The organism is Candidatus Binatia bacterium (assembly GCA_035631035.1).
GTDB lineage: Bacteria > Eisenbacteria > RBG-16-71-46 > SZUA-252 > SZUA-252 > DASQJL01.
Map to the genome: position 1 here is coordinate 1 of DASQJL010000111.1, position 24785 is coordinate 24785.

At 68.6% G+C, this 24785-nt stretch carries 20 protein-coding genes; 10 read left to right on the plus strand and 10 right to left on the minus strand.

Translation table 11 applies throughout. The annotated features are described in order from the left end of the window. Both VE326_11670 and VE326_11675 read left to right on the plus strand, forming a co-directional pair. Positions 1-511, plus strand: a 511-nt coding sequence (locus VE326_11670; GenBank protein ID HYJ33867.1) for a hypothetical protein, incomplete at its 5' end; no start/stop codon positions are given. Then, positions 508-2025, plus strand: coding sequence for a polysaccharide deacetylase family protein (locus VE326_11675; protein ID HYJ33868.1), 1518 nt, complete (start codon positions 508-510; stop codon positions 2023-2025). The genes VE326_11670 and VE326_11675, both read left to right, overlap by 4 nt. A 7-nt stretch (positions 2026-2032) precedes the next feature. Here VE326_11675 and VE326_11680 read toward each other — a convergent pair whose 3' ends face one another. The 4 genes from VE326_11680 to VE326_11695 all read right to left on the minus strand — a co-directional run bounded on the left by VE326_11680 (position 2033) and on the right by VE326_11695 (position 5415). After that, positions 2033-2998, minus strand: coding sequence for a tetratricopeptide repeat protein (locus VE326_11680; protein HYJ33869.1), 966 nt, complete (start codon positions 2996-2998; stop codon positions 2033-2035). A 118-nt stretch (positions 2999-3116) separates the two neighbouring features. Then, on the minus strand, positions 3117-3908 hold the full coding sequence (locus tag VE326_11685; GenBank protein HYJ33870.1) for a metallophosphoesterase family protein: 792 nt from the start codon (positions 3906-3908) through the stop codon (positions 3117-3119). Beyond that, entirely contained in the window at positions 3905-5002 is a 1098-nt protein-coding gene (arsB, locus tag VE326_11690) for an ACR3 family arsenite efflux transporter (protein HYJ33871.1), read from the minus strand. Before arsB ends, VE326_11685 begins: the two co-directional genes overlap by 4 nt. Continuing rightward, positions 4999-5415, minus strand: coding sequence for a metalloregulator ArsR/SmtB family transcription factor (locus VE326_11695; protein ID HYJ33872.1), 417 nt, complete (start codon positions 5413-5415; stop codon positions 4999-5001). Before VE326_11695 ends, arsB begins: the two co-directional genes overlap by 4 nt. Positions 5416-5473: 58 nt before the next feature. Between VE326_11695 and VE326_11700 the strand changes: the two genes are divergently transcribed. Beyond that, entirely contained in the window at positions 5474-6157 is a 684-nt protein-coding gene (locus tag VE326_11700; GenBank protein ID HYJ33873.1) for an SDR family oxidoreductase, read from the plus strand. Positions 6158-6186: 29 nt separating this feature from the next. On the opposite strand, the gene VE326_11705 is transcribed toward VE326_11700, so the two are convergent. Both VE326_11705 and VE326_11710 read right to left on the minus strand, forming a co-directional pair. Then, positions 6187-7296, minus strand: a complete 1110-nt coding sequence (locus VE326_11705) for an aminopeptidase (protein ID HYJ33874.1) — start codon at positions 7294-7296, stop codon at positions 6187-6189. A 94-nt stretch (positions 7297-7390) separates the two neighbouring features. Then, entirely contained in the window at positions 7391-8104 is a 714-nt protein-coding gene (locus VE326_11710; protein ID HYJ33875.1) for a hypothetical protein, read from the minus strand. Between the two features lie 248 nt (positions 8105-8352). Between VE326_11710 and VE326_11715 the strand changes: the two genes are divergently transcribed. The 7 genes from VE326_11715 (at position 8353) to VE326_11745 (ending at position 17458) form a co-directional block, all read left to right on the plus strand. After that, complete coding sequence (locus VE326_11715; protein HYJ33876.1) at positions 8353-9888, plus strand: carboxypeptidase M32; 1536 nt, start codon at positions 8353-8355, stop codon at positions 9886-9888. Further along, positions 9885-10649: a class I SAM-dependent methyltransferase gene (locus tag VE326_11720; GenBank protein ID HYJ33877.1), complete on the plus strand. Its 765-nt coding sequence runs from the start codon at positions 9885-9887 to the stop codon at positions 10647-10649. The genes VE326_11715 and VE326_11720 overlap by 4 nt, the downstream gene beginning before the upstream one ends. Positions 10650-10728: 79 nt before the next feature. Beyond that, on the plus strand, positions 10729-11310 hold the full coding sequence (locus VE326_11725) for a hypothetical protein (protein HYJ33878.1): 582 nt from the start codon (positions 10729-10731) through the stop codon (positions 11308-11310). Continuing rightward, the gene (locus VE326_11730; protein HYJ33879.1) at positions 11307-12275 is read left to right on the plus strand and encodes a DUF1684 domain-containing protein; all 969 of its coding nucleotides are present in this window, start codon (positions 11307-11309) and stop codon (positions 12273-12275) included. The genes VE326_11725 and VE326_11730 overlap by 4 nt, the downstream gene beginning before the upstream one ends. 205 nt (positions 12276-12480) lie before the next feature. After that, positions 12481-15468 carry a PAS domain S-box protein gene (locus tag VE326_11735; GenBank protein ID HYJ33880.1) on the plus strand — a complete coding sequence of 996 codons (2988 nt, stop codon included), beginning with the start codon at positions 12481-12483 and terminating at the stop codon, positions 15466-15468. Positions 15469-15617: 149 nt separating this feature from the next. After that, on the plus strand, positions 15618-16517 hold the full coding sequence (locus VE326_11740) for a hypothetical protein (GenBank protein ID HYJ33881.1): 900 nt from the start codon (positions 15618-15620) through the stop codon (positions 16515-16517). A 2-nt stretch (positions 16518-16519) separates the two neighbouring features. Beyond that, positions 16520-17458 carry a phosphodiester glycosidase family protein gene (locus VE326_11745; GenBank protein ID HYJ33882.1) on the plus strand — a complete coding sequence of 313 codons (939 nt, stop codon included), beginning with the start codon at positions 16520-16522 and terminating at the stop codon, positions 17456-17458. Here the strand turns inward: VE326_11745 and VE326_11750 are convergent. From VE326_11750 to VE326_11765, 4 genes are all read right to left on the minus strand, one after another. Continuing rightward, entirely contained in the window at positions 17364-18263 is a 900-nt protein-coding gene (locus tag VE326_11750; GenBank protein HYJ33883.1) for an alpha/beta hydrolase, read from the minus strand. The genes VE326_11745 and VE326_11750 overlap by 95 nt on opposite strands. Positions 18264-18327: 64 nt before the next feature. Beyond that, entirely contained in the window at positions 18328-20316 is a 1989-nt protein-coding gene (ftsH, locus tag VE326_11755; GenBank protein ID HYJ33884.1) for an ATP-dependent zinc metalloprotease FtsH, read from the minus strand. 57 nt (positions 20317-20373) lie between these two features. Beyond that, a complete protein-coding gene (locus VE326_11760; GenBank protein HYJ33885.1) occupies positions 20374-21822 on the minus strand; it encodes an SDR family oxidoreductase in 1449 nt (482 codons plus the stop codon). A 5-nt stretch (positions 21823-21827) separates the two neighbouring features. Beyond that, positions 21828-24713 (minus strand): pitrilysin family protein, encoded by a 2886-nt coding sequence (locus VE326_11765; protein HYJ33886.1) that lies wholly within the window; start codon positions 24711-24713, stop codon positions 21828-21830. Positions 24714-24785: the final 72 nt, after the last annotated feature.

Consider the following 24785-nt stretch of genomic DNA (forward strand, 5'->3'; position numbering starts at 1 on the left):
GGCGCCGTCCCGGACCGCGATCGCGGCAGCGCTGCTCGTTCTCGTCTCCGGGATTCCCGGGAGCGCTGCCGCCCACGCGTCGGTGCCACCGCCCTCCCTTGCCTGCGACGCCCGCCATCGCTCCGATGATCCGGAATGGCACCTCCTCTTCGGCCAGGCCTATCTGGATACCGTGGTCGCAACCGCCGCCGTCTCGCGCAGCGCTTCGGCGGCCGCGCTTCAGAGCGATCACTGGGACCTCAGGCCTTCGGGCAACCGCCTCATGACCCAATGGAAGCCGATCCATCATCTCCTCTTCCGACTCTTCTCGGGGAAGGCGTTTGGGCGGGTGTTCGTGGACGTGACGCCGCTCGCCGGCCGGCGAACGCAGATTCGCTTCCAGGGAGTGCTGGCCACCCATCGCGACATCGAGCACAACCCCGCCCGAGGATGGGCGGAGCACGCCTACGCCTCCGCGGTGCGCGTCTGGCAGAAGGAGATGCGCGACGACGTGACCCGGTTGGACCCGTGAGCGATCGCATGAAGGTCAGCGTGGTCATTCCCGCGTACAACGAAGAGGTCCTTCTCCCGTCGTGCCTCGATTCGCTGAGCCGCCAGGACTACGCGGGCGAGATCGAGATCATCGTCGTCGACAACGGCAGCACCGACGGGACCGCGCAGGTCGCGCGAGCGCGCGGCGTGCGCGTCGTCACCGAGACCGAGCGGGGCTACAGCCGGGCGCTGGCCAGCGGGTTCGCCGCCGCGACCGGCTCGATTCTCGCGAGCACGGACGCGGACACGGTCGTGCCTTCCTTCTGGATCTCGCGCCTGGTCCATGAATACGCCGAGCGGCCCGACGTCGTCGCCGTGGGTGGGGAGATCGTCTTCTGCAAGCCGAATCTCGGAGCGCGCCTCTTCACGCGCGGCCTCCTTCCGCTGCTGAACCGCGCGGACCGATGCCGCAAGGAGGGCCCGCATCTCTGGGGAGCCAACTTCTCCGTCCTGAGGGGGGCGTTCGAGGCGGCCGGCGGCTGGAATCTCGACTTCAACCTCCAGGTCGACACGGAGCTGTCGGAGCGGCTGCGCGCGCAGGGGCGCGTCGTTCTGCTCGAGGATCTTCCGGTCTACACCTCCTGTCGCCGGTGGAATCGGATGCTCGGCCGGAGCCTCTTCGTCTACGCCACGAACTTCCTCTCGCTGGAGCTCCGCGGCCGCCCCCTCTGGAGATCGTTCCCGAACGTGCGGGAAGCGGCGATTCCGCCGTCCGGCCGGGCGCCCGCGCCCCGCCCGCTGGCGTGGGCCGTTTCTGTGGTCGCGGCGGTTCTCGTCGGCATCGGTGTCTACGACACCATCTCGCCGTGGTCGAGCGCCTTCGGCGGAACGCACTGGAGCGGCCCCGGGGGGGACCGCGCCGTGGCCTTGACGTTCGACGACGGGCCGAACGAGCCCTACACCTCCGAAGTTCTCTCGATCCTGCGTCGCGAGCGCGTTCGCGCGACCTTCTTCCTGATCGGCGACCGGGTACGGCGGGAGCCGGCGGTGGCGGCGGAGATCGCGCGCGAGGGGCATGTGGTGGGGAACCACTCCGAGACGCATCCCTTCGCGCTCGCGCTCGAGCCGGCGGAGCGCATCCGGACGGAGCTGGACCGCGCGGAGCGGCAGATCCACGCCGCGACCGGCATCTATCCGCGCCTCTTCCGTCCGCCGCAGGGACTGCGATCCCCCTGGCTCATGCGCGTTGTCGAGAGCGATTCCCTCGACACCGTGACCTGGGACGATTCGCCGGTGGACTGGAATCCGCTCACCGCGCGGCAGCTCTCCGATCGCGTCGTCTCCGCCGCGCATCCCGGGGCGATCATTCTGCTCCACGACGGCCTGAATCTCGTCCCGGGCGCGAACCGGCGCGTCGTGGTCGAGGGGCTGGCGTCGATCATCGAGCGGCTGCGGGCCGAGGGCTATCGCTTCGTGACCGTGCCGGAGCTGCTCCGCGAGCCCTCCTCACTCTCGCGATGGCCCGCCCGCGATCGGGTCTCGAAGCAGGGTTGAGGCGCGATCACCCCTTCTCCGCGGCCGAGCTGCCGCCGGGGGCGTCCTTCTTCTTCGAGTAGAGCAGGTCGTAGAGCACGGTCCACGTTTTCCCGCCGTCGTTCGAGTTCTCCCCGAGCTGGCGCACCGTGCCGTCCGCCAGCGGCGTCAGCGTGAGACGCGCGGGGATCCGGTCGTTCTTCAGCCCCTGCCGGTAGCCCTCCAGGCGCATGGCGCCGTCGTGGAAGGTCCCGTCGAATTCGGCGATCCCTCCCTGGTCGTCCACCCACGTCTGGTGCCACGTCTTGGTGGTCGGATTGTAGTAGTTGAAGCTCTCGCCCCGGCCTCCCGCCAGGCCCGACCAGTGCTCGTGGATCCAGCAGTCGCCGTTCTCCACGGTGATGGAGCTCTGCCCGGCCGCGCTCCCCTCGGGGGCGCGCACGTCCCACTCGCCGACCCAGAAGTCGAACTGACGGTTCTCGGCCAGGTGAGCGCAGGGGCGCTCGTTCCACTCCACCCGCTGCTGGACCGAGGCGAAGTGGCTCGTGCCGCGGAGCGGCTGCAGATCGGAGTCGGTCTTCAACGACTCGGTCGAGCGGTAGCCCGCCGCGACCGCCTTCTCGAGCCACACGAACGCCTGCGCGCTGTCTCCCATCCGCGTGTAGACGCACGCGAGGTTGTACCGGACCAGCGGATTCTCCCCGATCGCGTCGGACTTGAGATACGCGGGGATCGCCTCCTTGAGATTGCCGAGCTTGAAATAGCTGGTGCCCAGGCGGAACCAGGCGCGGCCATTGCCCGGCTCGCGCTTGGCGATCGCGCCGTACGCCGCGGCCGCGGTCTTCCAATCTCCCTTCTGGTAGGCCACTCCCGCTTCCTGCCAGGTGGGGCTGGGCGGATCGGCGGCGCGACCGGCCGTCGGGAGCGAGAACGCGAGGAACGCGGCGGCGAGAAGGGGGAAGGGGACCGACCGGACGAAGCGCGGATGGCTCACGAAAAAACCCTCTCCGGCGGCCGTGGCACCCGGGCCGGAGCCAGGGTCACGAGGCGGAGGGGGTACCGCTGATCTTAGATCAGGCCGTCGCGAGCGGTCATGGTAAATGTGGCGGGCTTCACGGCCGGGGCTCGACGGTGACGTATTCGTTCGACGGAGCCGCGCTCCCCCCGGTGCGCAGGTCCTCGGCGAACATGTCGGGCAGCTCGCTCTCGCGGATGGCGCGCATGGCCCGCTCGATATCGTAGTCGACCCGCACGAACGTGGCGTGCGGTGCCGCTTCGTCCACCTCGAGCAGCACGTAGCCCGCCTGCCAGTTGCCGTCCTTCGGCTTTCCCACGGAGCCGGTGTTGATGAAGTGCATGCCGCCGACCTCCCGGTACCAGGGCCGGTGCGTATGCCCGAACGCGATGACGTCGCCCGGCCGCATCCCGGCGATTTGGGCCATCTGCAGGCAGAAGGAGTCGGGGCGGTCCTCGGTCCAGTACAGGGTGTTCGCGACGGGAGAGGCGTGCACCAGGACGATCCGGGGGCCGTCGGGCACGTGCCCGCCCATGACCCTCAGGTCCAGGCGAAACGGCAGCCCGGCGAGGTAATGGCGGGTCTCGTGATGGATGTGCGTGCGGGTCCAGGCATAGCTCCGATGGGCCAGCTCTTCCTGGCGCGGATTCTCGTAGCGGCATCCGCAGTGGGGGTAATTGGTCGCGGTGGTGGAATCGTAGTTGCCCGCCACCCCGGCGATTCCCCGATAGCGGAGGCGCGCGACGACCTCGTCGGGCCAGGGTCCGTAGCCGACCAGGTCCCCGAGGTGATACGTAGCGTCGATCTCGTTTCGCGTCTCCAGGTCGGCGAGGACCGCCTCGAGCGCGGGGAGATTCCCGTGGATGTCCGAGATCAGGGCGTATTTCACGAAGCCGCTCCCGGGGTCGCGGGTCTCAGCGCCGGAGCCGCCATGGGCTCGGCGGGGCGGTCCTCGGGGAACCAGTGCCGCGTGCGGTTGCACGCCGCGCACACCGAGAGCATGACCGGGACCTCCACCAGGACCCCGACCACCGTGGCCAGCGCGGCGCCGGACCCCGGGCCGAACAGGGTGATGGCCACGGCGACGGCCAGCTCGAAGAAATTGCTCGCCCCGATCAGCGCGCCCGGAGCGGCGACGTTGTGGGGAACGCGGAGCCAACGCATCAGGCCGTAGGCCAGGCCGGCGTTGAGATAGACCTGGATCAGGATCGGCACCGCGATCAGGAGCACGTGGAACCAGCGGCTCGTGATGTTGTCGGCCTGGAACGCGAAGATCAGGACCAGCGTGGCGAGGAGCGCCAGGGTCGTGATCGGGCGGAAGACCGGAAGGAACGCGCGCTCGAACCAGGCTGCCCCCTTGGCGCGCAGGAGAAGGACCCGGCTCAGTCCGCCGAGGGTCAGCGGGATCACGATGAACGCGATCACGCTGGTGAGGAGCACCGCGAACGGCACCGTGAGCGCGCTCGCCCCCGCGACCAGCAGGCTGACGATCGGCGCGAACGCCACGAGCATGATCAGGTCGTTCAGCGAAACCTGCACCAGGGTGTAGGCCGGGTCGCCGTCGGTGAGATAGGACCAGACGAACACCATGGCCGTGCATGGGGCCGCGGCCAGGATGATGGTTCCGGCGACATACTGGTCGGCCAGCGCGGGACCGAGAATCGGCAGGAAGAGATGCTTGAAGAAGACCCAGGCCAGCAGGGCCATCGAGAACGGCTTGACCAGCCAGTTGACGAACAGGGTGACCAGGATGCCCCGGGGCCGGCGGCGCACGCCGGCGATGCTCGCGAAGTCCACCCGGAGCATCATCGGGTAGATCATGAGCCAGATCAGGATGGCGATCGGAAGGTTGATCCGGCTGTCCCGGCCGAATTCCAGGCCGCGCAGCGCGCCCACGAAGCCCGGCGCGGCCTTGCCCAGGAGGATGCCGGCCGCCATGCAGAGCGCGACCCAGAGCGTGAGAAAGCGCTCGAATCGGTTCATCGGGTCGCGGAGCGCAGGGCGAGCGCCTTCGCTCCCGCCGCGCGCCGGGAGCGTCCCGGGCCGGCCGCGCACAGCTCGGACATCGGAATGGCGAGGACGGCGCGGAGCCGTTTCCGATCCCGCAGCACGGCCGGGTCCCGCTGCAGAGCCCCGCGGAGCATGGTGAGGATGGGATGCGCATAGGCGTTGGTGCCTCGCGGCGTCAGCGCGTATTCGATCCACTTGCCCTCGCGCCGGTCGCGCACCAGGCCCGCGTGCTTGAGGATCGCGAGGTGCTTGGATACCGTGGAGGGGGCAAGCCCCAGGACCGCCTGCACCTGGCAGACGCACAGCCCGCCGGCTTCGAGGAGCTTGAGAATCCGGGTGCGCGTGGGGTCGCCGGCTGCCTTGAGCGCGAGTTCCAGGTCCCGCATGCGAGCGTCCTCCGTTTCGTCAATTCGCCACATGGCGAATCATAAAGGAGCCGAGTCGATGGATCAAGTGGCGTTGGTCACCGGGTCGACGCGAGGAATCGGTCACGAGACGGCGCGCCAGCTCGCCGCGCGGGACGACACGGTGATCGTCACCGGGCGAAGTTTGCGGGCGGCCAGCGAAGCCGCCGCCCGGATCGGGCCGCGCGCCGTGGCTCGAGCCCTGGACGTCGCGGACCCGGCGTCGGTCGCCGCGCTGGGCCGCTGGATCGAGAGCGAGATGGGGCGCCTGGACATCGTGGTGAACAACGCGGCGGTCCTCCTCGATGAGGGCGGGAGCATCCTCACGCTCGACCCTGAGACCTTCGAGGCCACGATGCGCACGAACGTGCTCGGGGCGCTGCTCGTGACTCAGGCGGTGGCGCCGCTCCTGCGCCGCGCTCCCGCGCCGCGCGTCGTGAACGTCTCCTCCGGCGCGGGGCAGATCTCCTCCATGACCACCTACGCGCCCGGGTACTCCATTTCGAAAGCGGCGCTGAACGCGGTCACCGTGCTGCTCGCCGCGGCGCTTCCGGACGCGCGCGTGAACTGCGTGGATCCGGGGTGGGTGCGGACGGACATGGGCGGGCCGCATGCGACGCGGGGCGTGGAGAAGGGGGCGGAGACGATCGTGTGGCTCGCGACCTTGCCGGCGAACGGGCCCACCGGAGGCTTCTTTCACGACCGGAAGCGGATCGCGTGGTAACGGCGCCGTTCCCGCGGCGCCGAAAAGCCCTAGAAATCGATGACGAACTTCCCGTCCTTGTGGAGCAGCTCGCCATCCACGCGGATCTCGCCCCCCTGGCGCAGATCGCACACCATGTCCCAGTGCACCGCCGAGAGGTTGGTGCCTCCCGACTCGGGAATGCTCGCCCCCAGCGCCATATGGAACGTGCCCGCGATCTTCTCGTCGAAGAGGGTGTTCCGCATGAAACGGGTCACCCCCTTGTTCGTGCCGATGGCGAACTCGCCGGGCACGCGCGCGCCGGGGTCGATGTCGAGCGTCTGGTTCAGGAAGTCCTCGCCCTTGTCCGCTCTGGCCTCAACGACCCGCCCCTTCTCGAGCCGCAGGCGGACGTTCGTGACCTCGCGTCCCCGGTACACGGCGGGGTAGGTGTAGCGGACGCGCCCCTCCACCGAGCCCTCGACGGGGCTCGTGAACACCTCGCCGTCGGGCATGTTGGCGCGTCCGTCGCAATTGATGAACGGGCGCCCCTCGATGCTCAGGCGAAGGTCGGTGTCCGGGCCGAGCACGCGGATCTCCTTCTTCCCCCGCATCCAGTCGACGATGCGCTGCTGCCAGAGGGAGAAGCGCTTCCAATAGCCGATCGGGTCGTTCCGATCGGGAAGGCAGGCGCCGTAGACCAGCTCCTCGAACTCGGTGAGGCCCATCTCGGCATCCTGTGCGGAGGCGTGCGTGGGGAACTGGGTCCCCACCCACCGCAGCTCCTTCGCCGCGTGGCGCTGCATGAAGATTCGGGTCACCTCTCCGGCGGCCTTCTGGTTCAGGGCCATCTTCTGCGGGGGGACGTTGGTGAGCGACTTGGTGTTCGCGCTGCCCCAGATCCCGATGAAACCCTCGTAGGTCTCCATGACCTGGCGGAAGGGGGGCGGCACGTGCTGGAGCTGATCGTCCGAGGCGTGGCGGTAGAACTCCTCGTCCAGGCCGGGGATCTGGGCGAGCACGAAGGGATGCGCGCCCGCCTTCAGCACCTCGGCATACACCGCGCGGATCAAGGGCTCCGCCAAGGTGCTCCCCTGGATCGCTACCCTCTGGCCGGGCTTGGCCGCGATGGAGTAGTTCACCAGCAGGTTGGCCAGCTGTTCCGCGCGCGGATCGGGCATGGCGCGGGAGCCTACACCACGGGCAAGGCCCTGTCATTCGATCCCTGCAGGCCGCTCCCCGCGGCTCCTCGCGGAAGCGCGCCTGGACCCTTTTCTACTGTCCGACGGTCGTCGTCGACGGCCTGACCTCGCTGGTCTCTTTCGTGCCGAGCAGGTGGATCAGCCCGACGGCGAAGTTGGCCGCGGTCACCCCGCCGAGGCCGCGCATCGTCGAGGAGGACTTGCCCACCCGCCGGTCCACGTCCGCCGTCTGATCCGCCACGCTGGTGATTCGCCGGTTCAGCGACGCGTTCTGCTCCGCGAGGGCGAGGGAATCGGCCACGCGCTGCGCCTGGAACGCGACGATCCGGTTGTTGCTCGCCGCGAGGTCGGCGCGAAGGGCCTCGTTCTCCTCGGTCAGGAGCGCGCTGTGCTGCTGGAGCACCGCGAGCGTCGCCGTCAGTCCCTCCTGCTCCTTCGAGAGCTGTGCCAGGCTCGCCGACATCCGCGCGATCTTGACCCCGGCCTGAGCCAGGCTGCTTTCGGCGACCGCCGCCGCGATCCCGGCGATCCGGCTGTCGGTCGTCTTCTCGTTCACGCGCTGCATCAGGTCCTGGATGTCCGATACGAACTTGCCCGTCGTGCCGGCCGCCAGGGCGCGGTTCCGCTGCTCGCGGACCTCGTTCACGCGGATTCCGGCCACGATGAGCCCGGAGAGGACGACCACCGCGACGACGAGCCCCGCCAGCACCCAATTGCGAATCGTCCACTGCTTCTCGTGAATCTCGATGACCGGAGATTCCGGTGCTTCATCCGACAAGCGTCTCATCTCCTGCCTCCTGGGCGCACCGGCCCGAAACGAAAAAAACGCCCTCTCGCGGCTGATCGCCGCGCGGGGCGCTGTCGAATGGGGCTGCCAAGGGTCCCTCCTTTCGGGGACCTGCTTCCGGCGTTACGACCTGACGGTACACCCGGGCCGGGTCCCGTTTCCTACTACCTAGGTACCATCCCTTGTCGGAGCCCCGGGTTGCCCCTAGACTCGGGGCGCCACCCGCGCTTCCCCCATCGGAGGACCCCGTGAACGCGCTCGAAGCCTTGAAGGCGCGCCTGCTCGAAGCGAGCGACCTCGAGCACGCGGCCAGCCTGCTGCACTGGGACCAGACGACCTACATGCCCCCCGGCGGCGCGGAAGCGCGCGGCCGGCAGATCGCGCTCCTCTCCAAGCTGGCGCACGAGCGGTTCACCGACCCGGAGACGGGAAGGCTGCTCGAGGCGGCGGAGCGGGAGACGGCTTCGCTCCCGTACGATTCGGACGAGGCCTCGCTGGCCCGCGCCACCCGCCGGGACTGGGAGCTGCAAGTGCGGCGGCCGTCGAGCCTCGTGGCGGAGCTGCACGAGCAGGCGGCGCGAAGCTACCAGGCGTGGATCGCGGCGCGTCCGGCGAACGATTTCGCGAGCGTCCGCCGCCATCTGGAACGGACGCTCGAGCTCTCGCGGCGCATGGCCGACTGCTATCCCGGCTACGACCACATCGCCGACCCCCTGATCGCGTTCGCCGACTACGGCATGAAAGCCGAGACGATCCGTGCGCTGTTCACCGAGCTGCGCCGGCGCCTGGTGCCGCTGGTCCAGGCGATCACGTCGCGTCCGCCCGCCGACAATTCCTGCCTGCATCGCCATGCCCGGCTCGAGGATCAGTCGGCGTTCGGTCTCGAGGTGATCCGGCGCTTCGGATACGACTTCCAGCGCGGGCGTCAGGACTACACGCGCCATCCCTTCATGACCAAGTTCTCGCTCGGGGACGTGCGGATCACGACCCGCGTGAACGAGGACGATCTGACGGACATGCTCTTCTCCACGCTGCACGAATCCGGACATGCCCTCTACGAGCAGGGGATCGACCGGAGCTACGAGGGGACGCCGCTCGCGTCCGGCACCTCCTCCGGTGTGCACGAGAGCCAGTCGCGGCTGTGGGAGAACCTCGTCGGGCGAAGCCGCGGCTTCTGGGAGTTCTTCTTCCCCCGCATGCAGGCGGCTTTCCCGGAGCAGCTTCGCGGGGTGTCGCTGGACGTGTTCTACAAGGCCGTGAACCGCGTGGAGCGCTCGTTGATTCGCACCGATTCCGACGAGGTCACGTACAACCTGCACGTGATGCTGCGATTCGAGCTGGAGCTGGATCTCCTGGAAGGGAAGCTGGCCGTCGCGGACCTCCCGCGCGCGTGGCGCGAGCGGTTCGAGCGGGACATCGGGTTGCAGGTTCCCGACGACCGGAACGGCGTGCTGCAGGACGTGCACTGGTTCGGCGGCCGCATCGGGGGCGCCTTCCAGGGCTACACGCTGGGAAACATCCTCTCGGCCCAGTTCTTCGATGCGGCCGTGTCGGCGCATCCGTCGATTCCGGACGAGATCCAAAAGGGCGAGTTCGGGACGCTGCACGGGTGGCTGCGCGAGAACATCTACCGCCACGGCGCCAAGTTCACGCCCGCCGAGCTGGTGCGGCGGGTGACGGGACAGGACCTCACGGTCGAGCCGTACATGAACTACCTATGGCGGAAGTTCGGACCGCTCTACGGGCTGCGGAAGGAAGAGCTGGGCGGCGTGAGCGTCGGATGAGTCCCCGCCGCAAGCGGGAGTGGTTCGACGACGACGGGTTCTGGCGCGATCTGTATCCCTTCATGTTTCCCGAGAATCGCATCGAAGCCGCCGTCAGGGACGTGCCCAAGCTGATCCGGCTGGCCCGCCCGCGAGGCAAGTCGGTCCTCGACCTCGCCTGCGGTCCGGGCCGGTTCTCGATCGCGTTCGCGAAGCGCAAGTACCGCGTGACCGGCGTGGACCGGACGCGCTACCTATTGGACCGGGCCCGCGCCAGGGCGAAGAATGCGAAGGTCCAGGTGGAATGGGTGCGCGAGGACATGCGCGACTTCGTGCGCCCCGGCGCGTTCGACCTCGCGCTCAGCCTGTTCACGTCGTTCGGATACTTCCGGGACAAGAGCGAGGACGTGCGGGTGCTTCGCCAGGTTCTCGAGAGCCTGAGGCCCGGCGGTGCCCTCGTGGTGGAAGTCATGGGGAAGGAGCAGATCGCCGGGATCTTCGCCCCCGTGAGCGCCGACAAGGTTGGAGACAGCCTGCTGGTCCAGCGCCGCGAGATCTTTGACGACTGGACGAGGATCTGGAACGAGTGGACCCTCATCCGCGGCGGCCGGGCCAAGACGTACGAGTTCAGCCATACGCTCTACTCCGGTCAGGAGCTGCGCGAGCGTTTCGAGCAGGCGGGCTACTCCGACGCGAAGCTGTACGGGAATTTCGAGGGTGAACCGTACGGCCGGCGCTCGCCGCGCCTGGTCGCGGTGGGATGGAAGGAAGGGAAACGATAGTGCAACGACCCTCGGCATGTCTCGGACGCGCTGGTTCGGTTCGTCGGTCTCGTGTTTCCCTTGGAGCCAGGAGGAACCCATGCGACGTGTGCTGATTCCGGCCGCTCTCATTCTGATGAGCCTCGCTCCCGTGCACGCGCTCGCGGCGTGGGGTCTCGGCGCCAACCTGGGCCTGACCGTTCACGATCCCGCCGAGTCCGGAGCGGATAACGTCACCCTGATCGGGTTCCCCAGCCAGGCCAGCGTGTTCACGTCGTTGCGCCCGGGGCTGCGGGTCGCGTATGCGGGGGATTCCTCGCCGCACGAGGCGTACCTGGACGTGAGCCTCGATCACGAGGCCTCGAACGGAGAGAATTTCACCGCGGTGCGCCTCGGCGGGAACTATCAGTACAACTTCAACGGCTCTTCATTCCGGCCCTACGTCACGGCCGGTCTGGGCGTCTTCAGCGAGCACGCCAATTTCCTTGGGAGCACGAGCGCCACGTCGATGACCTTCGGCGGCGGTGCGGGCGTCGGTTTCCCGATCGGCAACCAGGCCGGACGCCTCCGCCTGGAGGCGCGCTTCGACAAGCTTCAGGAAGGGAAGGACAATGGCGACGTGGTGATCGGCGAGGCCACCATCCGGAGCCTGCTGTTCGGATTCGACCTCTGGCTCCGATGAACGACGCCAACGTGAGAGCCAAGCCGCCCACCGCGCCGATCCTGGTCCTCGGGCTGTTCGCAGGTCTCCTCGCGGGCCTGACCTCGTGCGGGCGGGGCGGAGACTCGGGGCCCGCAATGACCGCGGCCGAGGCCGACACCCTGATGAAGTCCTATGCCAAGGATCGCTCCGATACGGAGACCTGGCTCAAGTCCTCGCCGACGTCCTACCTGGCCACGACCCAGCGCCAGGACTTCGGGGATCGCGCCACGATGACGATCGGAAGCGCTGCCGGGAGCGACGTACGGGTCGAGGACCCGGCGGTGAAGCCGCATCACCTGCGGGTGACGGTCGAGGGCGACTCGTTCCGTGTCGAGGGGGTAGACCGCGGCGCAACGTTCGAGATCCTCAAGGACTCCACGACGACGACCTCGGCCACGGTGCCTCCGTCGAGCATCAAAGTCGGGCGGTTCACGATGCGCTTGTCGCACCAGCGTTTCCCGGCGATCATCGTCTTCGACCCGCAGAGCCCTCGCTTCCAGCTGTACAAGGGGATCAAGTACTTCCCGCCCGATCTCGCCTACCACATCGTCGCCGGCCTCACGCCCAATCCCCATCCGGACACGACGATCATCCTCTCGACGCGTGGCAATCGCCGGCGCGCCGTGCGCGTGGGCTGGTTCGACTTCAAGGTGAAGGGGACCCCCGTTCGGCTGGAGGCCAACCGCCTGCTCGAGCCCGGCGTCGGGGAAAAGGACGTGAGCCTCTTCTTCACCGACGCGACGACCGGGAAGGAGAGCTACGGCGTGGGCCGCTACTTGGATCCCGAGCTGCGGCCCGACGGGCGCTACGCGCTCGATTTCAACAAGTGCTACAACCCCGCGTGCGCCTATTCGGAGCACTACAACTGCCCCATCCCGCCGGCCGAGAACCACCTCAAGATTCCGATCGCGGCCGGGGAGATGGACTCGCACTACATGCATTGACCGTCAGGCCGCGCCGCTACCCCAATCACCGCAACGAGATACGCGCTGTTTCAACTTACCCTTGAAACCTGACCTCGCGCGTTAGGTATCCTTAAAGCTGCGTACTTCCACTCGGAGGGCGACCTTGATCCGCGAGCTCCCTCCCAAGGGCGCTTCCCATGGTGAGTCATCGCCGGCCACCCGCGCCGTACCGGCGCGTTTTGCCGTGGCCCTTGCGTGCGTGCTCCTCGGAGCCGTGATGCGAAGTTCGCTCGACGGCGTGCTCGGTCCCACCGGCCTTCCGTTCCTCTTCTTCTTCCCGGCGGTCGCCGCCGCGGCATGGTTCGGCGGTCTTGCTCCCGGAATCATGGCGATTCTGGCCGCCGCACTCCTCGCCAAGTGGCTCTACCTGACTCCGGTCCACAGCCTCGCCATGCCCGGGAGCTTCGACATCGCCGCCCTTCTCGGCTTCCTTTCAGGCTCCGCGCTCATCGTGTTCGCGATCGAGGCCGTTCACCGCTCTCGTGCGCGCCTCGTCCTCGAGCTGCAGGAGCGACAGCGCGCCGAATCGGGCATGGCCAAGGCCTACGAGCAGCTGGCGACGACCCTGCGCAGCATCGGCGATGGCGTCATCGTCACCGACGCCGAGGGCTTGATCACTTCCATCAATGCCGAGGGGGAACGCCTGACCGGTTGGAGGAGTGCGGAGGCGGTGGGGACGTCGCTCACGACCGTATTCCGCATCATTCACGAGAAGACCCGGAATCCTGTCGAGAGTCCGGTCGCGAGCGTGCTGCGCGACGGCCGCGTCGTCGCGCTCGCGAATCACACCGTCCTGCTTGCCCGTGACGGACGCGAGATTCCGATCGACGACAGCGCCGCGCCCGTCCGGCGCGGCGACGGTCCGATTCTCGGAGTGGTCCTCGTCTTCCGCGACGCGACCGCACAGCGCGCCGCCTACGAGGCGCACGCCCGTCTGGCCGCCATCGTCGAGTTCTCGGACGATGCGATCTTCACGAAGAGCCTCGACGGGATCGTTCGAACCTGGAACCGGAGTGCCGAGCGGCTTTTCGGATATCGAGCCGATGAGATCGTGGGAAAGCCGATCACGACGCTCATCCCGCCGGAGCTCCACCACCAGGAGCCGGAGATTCTGTCGCTGCTCCGGAGCGGCCGTCCTGTCGACCGCCTGGAGACCGACCGGATCACCAAAGACGGCCGGCGCCTCCGGGTATCGCTCAGCATCTCACCGCTTCGGGATTCCGAGGGCGAGCTGATCGGGGCCGCGAAGATCGTCCACGACATCACGGAGATCGCCGCGGCGCGCGAGTCCCTGGCACGCGAGAAGGAGCTCCTCGCGACCACGCTGGCGAGCATCGGGGACGCCGTGATCGCGACCGACCCCGAGGGGCGCGTCACCTTCCTGAACGGGGAGGCGGAACGGCTCACCGGCTGGACGAGCGCCGACGCGAGAGGGCGCCCGCTTCCGGAGGTCTTCCATATCGTGAACGAGCAGACCCGGGCGATCGTCGAGAACCCGGTCGAGAAGGCGCTTCGCCTTGGCGCGGTGGTTGGGCTCGCCAACCATACGGTGCTCCTCGCCAGGGACGGCTCGGAATGGCCGATCGACGACAGCGCGGCGCCCATCATCATGAACGGCCGCGTGTTCGGGGTCGTCCTCGTGTTCCGCGACGTGACGGAACGGAAGCAGGTGGAGGCGGCCTTGCGCGAGAGCGAACGCCGTTTCCGCCTCATGGCGGACGCCGCCCCGGTGCTCATCTGGACCACGGGGACGGACATGGGCGCCACGTGGTTCAACAAGGGCTGGCTCGATTTCGTGGGCCGCCCGATCGAGCGGGAGATCGGCGCCGGCTGGCTCGATGGAATCCATCCGGAGGACGTGCCGTCCTGCCGCCAGACCTACGGCATGGCCTTCGCCGCGCGCGAGCCGTTCTCCAGGACCTACCGGCTGCGGCGCCACGATGGCGAGTACCGCTGGGTGTTCGACCGCGGGGTTCCCTTGTACGACTCGAGCGGGGCCTTTGCGGGTTACATCGGGTCGAGCGTCGACGTCACCGAAAGCATCCTGGCGGAGAAGGCGCGACGTGACGCCGACCGGCGCAAGGACGAGTTCCTCGCGATTCTCTCTCACGAGCTGCGGAATCCGCTCGCGCCGATCCGGATGGCGGTCGGACTCCTGCGTCAGATCGGTCCGCCCGATCCCGAGCTGCATGAGCTGCGAGACATCATCGAACGGCAGACGAGCCAGCTTTCCCGCCTGCTGGACGACCTCCTGGACGTGAGCCGGATCGCCTCCGGCAAGATCGTGCTGCGGAAAGAGCGGATCCACCTCGGCCTGGCCATCGCGAGTGCCGTGGAGTCGGTGCGCCCAGCCGTCCAGGCGCGGAACCACGAGCTCGCCGTCACCATGCCTTCGGATGCGATCTACCTGGACGGCGACCTGGGCCGGCTGGCCCAGGTCTTCACGAACCTCCTTCACAACGCCGTGAAGTACACCGAGAACGGCGGACGCATCAGGCTGTGGGTCGAGCGGGAGGGGAGCGACGTGCTCGTCGGCGTGCGGGATACGGGCGTCGGGATCGCGCCGGAGCAGCTGGGGCGCGTCTTCGAGATGTTCGCCCAGGTGGACGAATCGCTGGAGCACAGCCAGGGAGGGCTGGGGGTGGGCCTCTCCCTGTCGCGGACCCTGGTCGAGCTTCATGGAGGACACATCGAGGCGCACAGCGACGGGATCGGCCACGGTAGCGAGTTCATCGTGCGCCTGCCCATCGTGCTGGCGCCCGAGCCGGAATCTCGTGGGCAAGGGCTCGCGACGGGTCCGCCCTCGGCGCCGACGGGAACCCGCATCCTGATCGCGGACGACAACGTGGACTCGGCCGCGGTGCTTGCCTGGAGCCTTCGTCGTTCCGGCCACGAGGTGCGCGTAGCCCATGACGGGGAGTCGGCGCTGGAGGCCATCCAGGTGTTCCAGCCTCGGCTTGCGATCCTGGACATCGGGATGCCCCGGCTGAATGGATATCAGCTTGCGGCCAGGATTCGTGAGCGCCTGGGGCCGGACGTGGTGCTGGTCGCGGTCACCGGCTGGGGTCAGGAAGAGGACAAGCGCCGCGCCCTGGCCGCTGGGTTCAACCACCATCTCACGAAGCCCTTGGACCTCTCGGACATCGAGAAGTTGGTCACGACCCTATGTTGAGCCGGGCGCCGGTGCGCTGCCGCCGCTCGTGAGCCCTCCGCGCGCCGAATCACGCGTTATCGTCGTGGAATGCCACTCTCTGAAGTTCACGGCCCCTCGAAGGCGGGGATGCCGAACCCGACCCTGTTCCGGATAGGAGGACTCGCGACTTGAGCCGCCATCGGACGTTCGCTTGGATGAAGTATGGGTCCGCCATCATGGCGCTCGCCCTGGCTTTCACCGCCGCTCCCGCCAGCGCCCGGATCGGAATCGGCAATCCGGTCAAGAAGATGAAGGACAAGATCCAGAACAAGGCCGAGGGCAAAGCCGCTCCGGGCGCGGACGACGCGTCCGCGGGGCCGCCGACGTTCGACGACGTCACCCTCGAGCTCACCGACGCCCGAATCGCCGGCATCATCGACGCCTACCAGAAATCGAAGAAGTTCGCCGCAGGACGGGCCCCTCTCAATGCCAAGCGCACGCAGCTGATGGATGAGCGCAACAAGCTGAACGACAAAGAAGGGGACCGGATGCGCGAGCTTCGCGGAAAGCGGGGCGACGTGGAGGAGTGCTATCAGGGTGGCTATCGGGCCGCGGCGGACAAGAAGGCCGAGGACTACAAGAACCGCGCCCTCTCCGACCCCGCCCTCCGCGACAAATTCACCAAGGCGGCCATGCAGTACAACGAGGCCGCCGCCAAGGGCGACAGCTCCGCGATCCAGAAGCTGCAGGCCATCCTCACGGGCGAGATCCTCCCGTCCAAGGAGGACTCGGCCGCGGTTCGGGCCAAGTGCGGCCCGATGCCGCCGAAGTCAGCCGCCGAGATCAAGGATGAGCAGCTCTCCAAGGACATTGACGCGATCGATGAGCAGATCCGCGGGATCGATGAGGAAGTCTCGAAGGTGGGGAACGGAGGCTTGAACCCGCAGCAGTGGGGCACGGCCCTCGAGCGGATTCAGCAATACGTGCAGGGGAAGAAAGCGAAGAAGGAGCCCAAGATGTACACCGACCAGGAGATCCGAGCCATCGAGAAGCGGCTCGCCGAGCTCGAAGAGGCGATGGGGATCTGACCGTGCGCGCGCGGCGCGCGATCTCCGCCGCCACGGTCCTGGTCGCGATCGGTCTGGCTTCGCCCCTGGCCGCCGAGGGGCTCGCGACCCTCGCATTCGATCACCACGGTACCTGGCACACCTTCTGGCGCTCCGACCATCCGCCGGCGCGCTGGGCGGGCCCGGATTCGATGTTGAGCCGCTCGCTCGTCTGGAAGCGGCTCGCGCGGGGGGCGGACTGGTCGAGCGTCCGGCTGGCTTGTGCCGCCCCCGTCTGGCGCGCCCGCCTGATCGTGGCGCGACTCGATCCCCGGGACGTGGCGCTGTCGCTCGTGTTGGATCTCAGCCGCGACGAGGGCCGGCCCGCGTGGACCATCGACCGCGCTCCCGAGGATGCCATCCTCGCCGTGAACGCGGGGCAATTCATCCGTACGATGCCTTGGGGCTGGGTCGCCACGGACGGACGTCAGCGCCTTCGCCCCGGTTTCGGCCCGCTCTCCAGCGCGGTTGCGGTCGATGCCTCGGGGCGCGTGCGCTGGGCGCACGGCGACTCGCTCCTCGACGCGACCGGGGTGGTCGCCGGCTTCCAGTCCTACCCGACCCTCCTCGAGGGCAACGGGGTCGTGCCCGCGACGCTCAGGTCCCCGAATCCGCTCGTGAATCTCCACCATCACGACGCCCGGCTCGCCCTCGGCCAGACCCGGGAGGGATCCCTCCTGATCGTGATGACACGCTTCGACGCCATGGGCGATGAGGCGGGCGGGTTTCCGCTCGGCCCCACGACGCCCGAGATGGCGGCGATCCTGGGCGCCCTGGGGGCGAGCGATGCCGTGATGCTCGACGGGGGGATCTCGGCGCAGCTCCTTCTCAGGGAAACCGGCCGGAAGCCGCTCCGCTGGCCGGGCGTGCGGAAGGTCCCGCTCGCGCTGATCGCGCGGCCACGCCAGCCACGAACTCGGTGACGACCCGCCAGTACGCTTCCGGGCGATCCTTCCATGGGAAGTGGCCCGCTCCCTCGATCACCTCATGTCGCCCCAATCCCGCGGGAAGCGCCTGGGCCAGCTCCCGCCCCACTTCGGGAGCCATGACCGGATCGAGCGACCCTGAGACGATCAAGGCCGGGCACTGAATGCGGTCGACCTGGTTCATGACGTCGAAGGTTCCGAGCAGGGGCATGTAGCGCCGGTTGAGCGGGGCGTTGATCACGCCATACCGGCGATCGGGAAGCGAAGGGCCGAACAGGGCCCAGCAGGGCAGCCACTCCTCGCGCGTCACCTCCTCGCCACCGTACGCCCGCCGAACGACGTCCGCGACCTCATCACCCCCGATCGAACGGAAGCGCTCCACCATGCTCGGAATGTCCATTCGCCCGCCGGCGCTGTCCACGATGATCGCGGCGGCGTGACCGGGATGGCGGATCGCGTGGACCAGCGCGATGAAGCCGCCCATCGAATGCCCGTACAGGATCGGGCGCTCGATGCCGAGCGCGTCGCACAAGGCGCACACGTCCTCGGCGCACGCCTCGTAGCTGAAATCGGCGGGATCGCCCCATGCCGAGCGGCCGTGGCCGCGCAGGTCCAGATAGACCACCTGGGCCACGTCGGCCAGCCGGTGGAAGTCGGGCTTCAAGTAGTAGTGGTCGAAGCTGCCGGGACCCCCGTGCAGGAGCACGACCGTGGGCCGGCGACGCCACGCGCCGTCTTCGGGAATCAGGACGGGTCCGTCCACATCGAACCACAGGGTCGTGCCGTTCACGTCGATGCGCATGCGCCGCTCCTGGGACGTTCTGGAGGGATTCGAGTCGGGCTGAGTTCGGCCCCGCGGTCGCGCCTCACGAGGGCATTGGAGGGCGAGGAGCGTCCGACAGGGGTGCCGCGGGGGGAAGCCCCGTGACCTCGAGGATCTCCTGCTCGTCCAGCGTCTCGCGCGCGAGCAGTGCATGCGCCAGCGCATCGAGGGCGGCGCGGTGTTCCGTGAGGAGACGCTTCGCCTCCTCGTGACTCTCGTTGATGATCCGCAGCACCTCGGCGTCCACCGCGCTCGCCGTCTCCTCGCTGTAGGGCTTGGCCGCTCCGTAGCCGTCCATCAGGCCGAGGTAGGGATTCTCGCGCGGCGCCAGCTGCACCATCCCCAGCCGTTCGCTCATCCCCCAGCGCGTGACCATGCTCCGGGCCAGCTCGGTCGCCTGCTCGATGTCGTTCTGCGCCCCGGTGGTCTTGGTGCCGAAGACGATCTCCTCGGCGGCGCGGCCGCCGAGCATGCCCACGATGCGCGCGCGAAGGTACGCCTCGGGATAATTGTAGCGGTCGCTCTCCGGGCGCTGGTAGGTGACGCCGAGCGCCTGGCCGCGCGGGACGATCGAGACGCGGTGGACCGGATCGGCCCCGGCGACGACCAGCCCGAGGATGGCGTGGCCGCCCTCGTGGAAGGCGATGCGCTCGCGGTCGGCGCGGGAGAGGATCAGGGGCCGCTCCGGTCCCAGGACGATCTTCTCGAGCGCATCGAGAAAGTCCTTCTGATGGACATCGTTCTGCCCGCGACGCGCCGCGAGCAGGGCAGCCTCGTTCACCAGATTGCGCAGATCGGCCCCGGCCAGTCCCGGCGTCGCCCCCGCGACCTCGCCCAGGTTCACGTCGGGGGCCAGCGGAACCCGGCGCGTGTGGACGCCGAGGATCGCCTCGCGCCCCTTGCGGTCCGGCAGGTTCACGATCACGCGGCGGTCGAACCGCCCGGGGCGCAGAAGCGCCCGGTCGAGGATCTCGGGCTGGTTCGTGGCCGCGAGAACGATGATGCCCTCGCGGCTGGAGAATCCGTCCATCTCGGTCAGGATCTGGTTCAGGGTCTGCTCCTGCTCGCTCGAGCCTCCGATGGAGATCTGTCCGCGCGCGCGCCCAATCGAATCCAGCTCGTCGATGAAGATGATCGCCGGGGCGTGCTCCCGCGCCATCTTGAAGAGGTCGCGCACGCGTGCGGCGCCGACGCCGACGATCATTTCCACGAATTCCGACCCGCTCATCGAGAAGAAGGGCACTCCCGCCTCGCCCGCCACGGCGCGCGCGAGGAGCGTCTTGCCGGTCCCGGGCGCGCCCACGAGCAGCACCCCTTTGGGCGCCGCCCCGCCCAGGCGGGTGTATTTCTTCGGGTCCTTCAGGAAATCGACGATCTCGACCAGCTCGTTCTCGGCCTCGTCGATGCCCGCGACGTCCTCGAACGTGACCTTGCCCTCCGCTTCCGTGTCGAACCGTTTCGCGGTGCTTCGGCCCAGGCCCATGAGCCCGCCCCCGAAGCCGCCGCCCTGTTTTGCCGCGCGCCGGAAGATCCACACGTAGAGCCCGATGAAGAGGAGCGCGGGGGCGAAGCTGAACAGGAGATTCAGCCACAGATTGGACTGCTGGCTGGACTCGGCGGTCACCTCGACGCCCCGGGCGACGAGCAGGGTGTCGAGGCTGGAGTCGGTGAAGATCGGCAGCGTCGTCGAGAAGTCGCGGACCGGCTTCGGAACGGCGCCGGTCGCCGAGTCGGACACCGCGGGGTAGGAGATCGGCCTGCGGAACTGTCCCGTCACGCCGTCGGCGCGCGAGTTGATCTTCAGGACGTTGCCCTTGGCGGCTTCCAGCCGGAAGACCGAGTAGGGGATCTTGACCGTGTGGGGGTTTGGGGCGAAGAAGCGGATCAGGAGAAAATTGGCGAGGAGGATCAGGAGGAAGAACAGCCACGACCGCCGGGGCGGGATCGCCGGCGGCGTGGGGGGCCTCGGAGGATCTCCCGGCCGGCGCGCCGCGTCACCGCCCTCGACTTGCCGCCGCGTCCGCTTCGCCATCAGACCGTCGATGCTACCAGCACGACCCCGCGCGGACAACCTGCCCGCGTGTCAGGGTCACCGCTCCCTACCGGCCGCCATCGCGCGCCGGGCGATCTGGGTCAGAAGACCGGAGAAGACGTACTGATGCACCGGCCAGAGCGCGTACCAGTACGCGAGGCCGAGCAGTCCCAGCGGGTCGAAGAGGGCGGTCTGCCGGATGACGGCGCCGCCCTCGGCGCATGGCTCGACCTCGTACTGGAGCCACGCGCGTCCCGGGAGGCGCATTTCCGCCGCCAGCCGAAGCAGGCGGTCGGGCTCGATCGTCTCGACGCGCCACCAATCGAGGGCGTCGCCGGGAAGGAGCTGCTCGGGGTCGCGCCGGGCGCGGCGCATCCCGGGCCCGCCCGCGAGCAGGTCCAGCCAGCCGCGCACGCGCCAGAGCCAGCCGGCGTGGTACCAGCCGTTCCGCCCCCCGATGCGCCGGATCGCCGCGAACGCGGCGGCCGGTGCTGCGTCCACGCGCAGCGAGCGCGAGTCCACGAGCCGCGACCCGAACCGGGCTCCTCCCCACGGACTCGCCAGAGAAGCCTGGACGTCGTTCCAGCGGGTTGCGGCCATCGCCGCGTCTTCGTTCGCGAGCGCGCGGGTGATCGCCTCCCGCATGCCGCGCGGCTTGAGCGGAAAATCACGAAGTGCCGAGGGGTCCTCGACGACGCTCGGATTGCGAACGCCCTCGATCAGCTCGCGCCCGACGTTCGCGTAGAGCGGCGTCACGAACCGCAGCCAGAGCGAGGAAAGCCTCGGGGTCAGGAAGGGAAGGGGAAGGAACCATCGCCGGAGGCCGCGGCGTACGGCGTATTCCCGCATCAGGTCGCGGTAGGAGGAGCGGTCCGCGCCTCCGATCTCATAGATGCGGCTCTCGTCTTCGGGAAGGTCGATCGCCTGCACCAGGTACTCGATCACGTCCTCGATCGCGATCGGCTGGGCCTCGGTGCTCACCCAGCGCGGCGTGGTCATCACCGGCAGGCGGTCGACGAGTCCGCGGACCAGCTCGAAGGAGGCGCTCCCCGAGCCGATGATGACCGAAGCGCGGAGCTCGATCACCGGAACGCCCGACTCGCGCAGCAGCCGGCCCGTCTCCTGGCGGCTGGCGAGGTGGGGCGAGAGGCCGGGACCATGGCCCAGGCCGCCCAGGTAGATGATGCGCCGGACCCCGGCCGCGAGAGCGGCGGCTCCGAAGTTTCGCGCCGCGGCGCGATCGTTCTCCTCGAACGCACGCCCCGAGGCCATGGAGTGGATCAGGTAATAGGCGGTCTCGACGTCCTTCAGGGCCGGCTCGAGGCTCGCGGGGTCGAGCACGTCCCCCCGCGCGACCTCGGTGGCCGGCGCGACGCGCGGCGCGAGCAGCCGGGGCTCGCGCGCCATGCAGCGGAGCCGAACGCCCCGCGCCTCGAGGGTCGCGCGCAGCCGGCTCCCCACGTAGCCCGAGGCTCCCGTGAGGAGAACGAGTCCCGCCGGCGCCACGCCTCCTACTTCGTCACGGCCGATTCCGCTTCCAGCGTCTTCCCGTCGGCGTCGCTCAGCGCGACCGGCCCCAGGCCCAGCGGCTGGATCTGCGAGGCGATCTTGGACCGGTCGCCGACCGCCACGATCAGCATCTGGTCGGGCGTGAGGTATTTCCGCGCCATCGACGCCAGGTCCTCCGCGGTGATCTTGCCCAGGCGATCCGGCAGCGCCTGGAAGTAGTCGTCCGGCAATCCGAACACGAACAGGTTGCCCACCTGCGCCGCGACGTACGCGGAGGTCTCGAAACGGCCCGGAAGGGCCTGGATGCGCGCGCCGCGCGTGCGGGAGAGCTCCGCTTCGGTGACCGAGCCGTCCTTCATGGCCCGGATCTCCTTGAAGATCTCGGTCAGCGCAGGACCCGTCGCGTCCGTGCGGATGCCGCCGCCCACGACGAGCCGCCCCGGTCCCGCGTTCTCCGATACGTTCGAGTAGGTGCCGTAGGTGTAGCCGTGCTTCTCGCGCAGGTTCTGGTTGATGCGGCTGGTGTAGCCGCCGCCCAGGATCGTGTTCATCATGCTGAGCGCGTCGTAATCGGGATCGCTGCGCGGCACCGCGATCTGTCCGACGAGGATGTTGGTCTGGGGCACGCCCGGCTTGTCCACGATCACCACCCGGGTCCCGGTCGAGGTACCCGTCGGCAGTGAGCGGGGCGCGGGGGCCGCGCCGGTCCAGCCGCCGAAGAGATTCTGGGCCAGCGTGCGGACCGTCGCCGCCGGAATGTCCCCGACGACCACGAGGGCCGCATTGCCCGGCGTGTGCTGCGCTTCGTGGAAGCGAGCGATGTCCTCGCGCGTGATCTTCCGCAGCGAGGCTTCCGTCCCCAGCGTGGTGTGGCCGTAGGGGTGGTTCGGCCCGTACAGCGCGGGGAGGAACACCCGGGTCGCCGTCTGCGGCGGCGAATCCTTTTCCTGCAGGAGCTCCGCGAGACGGGCCTGCCGCTCGCGCTCGACTTCCGCATCGGGGAAGGTGGGGTGCAGGGTCACCTCGGCCAGGAGCGACATGGCTGCGGGAGCGTTCGCGGCCAGGCTCTGCACCCGCCGCGCGCTGCCGTCCATGTCGAAGCTGCCGCCCCATTCCGCCCCCAAGGCATGGGCCCGGTCGGCGATCGCCATCGCGTCCGAGGTCTTCGTCCCGTGCTCCAGCATCTCGGCCGTGAACGAAGCCAGACCGGGCAGGTCGGCGGGATCGGCCGCGCTTCCCGACCGGAAGACGAGCCCGGAGGTGACGAGGGGAAGGTGGTGATCCTCGATGTGATACACGGTGAGTCCGTTCGCCAGCGTGAAGCGCTCCGGCCGGGGCAGGTGGAGCACTGCCGCCTGGGCCGCGGCCGGGGCTTCGCTACGCCAGGCTTCCTTGTCCTCCCCGGGAGGAGGAACGCCGGGGTCGGTCGGCGCCGGAGGCGTCGGCACGGCCGCGGCGAGCTTCTTCTCACCCGGAATGCCGTACACGACAGCCCGCGCGCTCTTCGTCAGGTATTGCGCGACGAACCGCTTCACCGACTGCGGGGTGACCGTCGCGTACCGCCCCAGGTCCTTGTTCAGATAGTCGGGCGTCTTGAGGTAGTAGTTGTAGCGGTTCAGCCGGTCGGCGATGCCGTTGAAGAACCCGACCCGCTCCAGGCTCGTCACTTCGTCCCGATAGATCGCCTGGCGCGACGCCTCGACCTCGGCCTCGGTCGGTCCCTCGGTCGCGAGCCGCGCCACCTCGTCGTCGATCGCCTTCTCCAGCTCCTCCGGGGTGTGGCCCGGCTTGGCCGTGACGATCACTTCGAAGATCGACCCCAGCTGGAGCGGGTTGTGCACGGTCTTCACGTCCTGCGCGATCTGGAGATCGTAGACGAGCTTCTTGTACAGGCGGCTCGCCTTGCCGTTGCCGTTTCCGTACTGGCTCACGTTCCCGGAGAGAATGTCCGAGGCGATCGCACCGTTCACCTCGTCGGGCGCGAAGGCCTTGGGCGTGATCCATCCCATGTAGACGCGGGGCAGGGAGACGTTGTCGGTCACCGTGGCGCGGCGCTCGGACGTGATCGGGGGCGTCGTCGCGCGGATCGGCGGCACGTCGGCCCCGCGCGGGAGCGTGGCAAAATATTTCGCGACGAGCGCCTTCGTCTTCGCGACGTCGATGTCGCCGACGATGGCGATGCTGGCGTTGTTCGGGCAGTAGTAGCGCTTGAAGAAGTCGCGCACGTCGTCGAGCTTCGCCGCCTGGATGTCCTCGTGCGAGCCGATCACGTTGGCGTAGTAGGGATGCTCCTTGGGGTAGAGTTGGTGAAACAGCTCCTCTTCCACCATCCCGTACTCGACGTTCTCGGTGCTCTGGCGCCGCTCGTTCCGGACCACGTCCTGCTGGTTCGCGAGCTTGATCGCGTCCACGCCGTCGAGCAGGAAGCCCATCCGGTCGCTCTCCAGCCAGAGCGCGGTCTCGAGCTGGTTGGCGGGAAGGTCTTCGAGGTAGTTCGTGCGGTCGAAGTCGGTGGTGCCGTTGACCAGCGTGGCCCCTGCGGTCTGGAGATAGGTCCAGTGCTTCCCGTCGGGAAGGTGGCGCGATCCCTTGAACATCAGGTGCTCGAACAGATGCGCGAATCCGGTCCGGCCCGGCTCTTCGTTGGCGGGCCCGACGTGGTACCAGACGTTCACGCCGACCGTGGGAAGGCGATGGTTCTCGCAGAGGATCACGTCGAGGCCGTTGGGCAGCGTGTACTTCACGATGTTCAACTTCACGCGCGGGGGCGGCGAGGTCTTGGCGGCTCCAACCGCGGGCATGGCCGCGACGAGGAACAGGCTCAGGAGCGAAAGGACGCAGCGACGAACCGTGTTCGGGAGGGCGGCGCGAATGCGGGCGGACACCATGATTCCTCTCCTGTGGCTAAGTGGGCGCGACGGGCGTGCCAGCCATGATACGCGCCCCCTTTCCCGATGCAT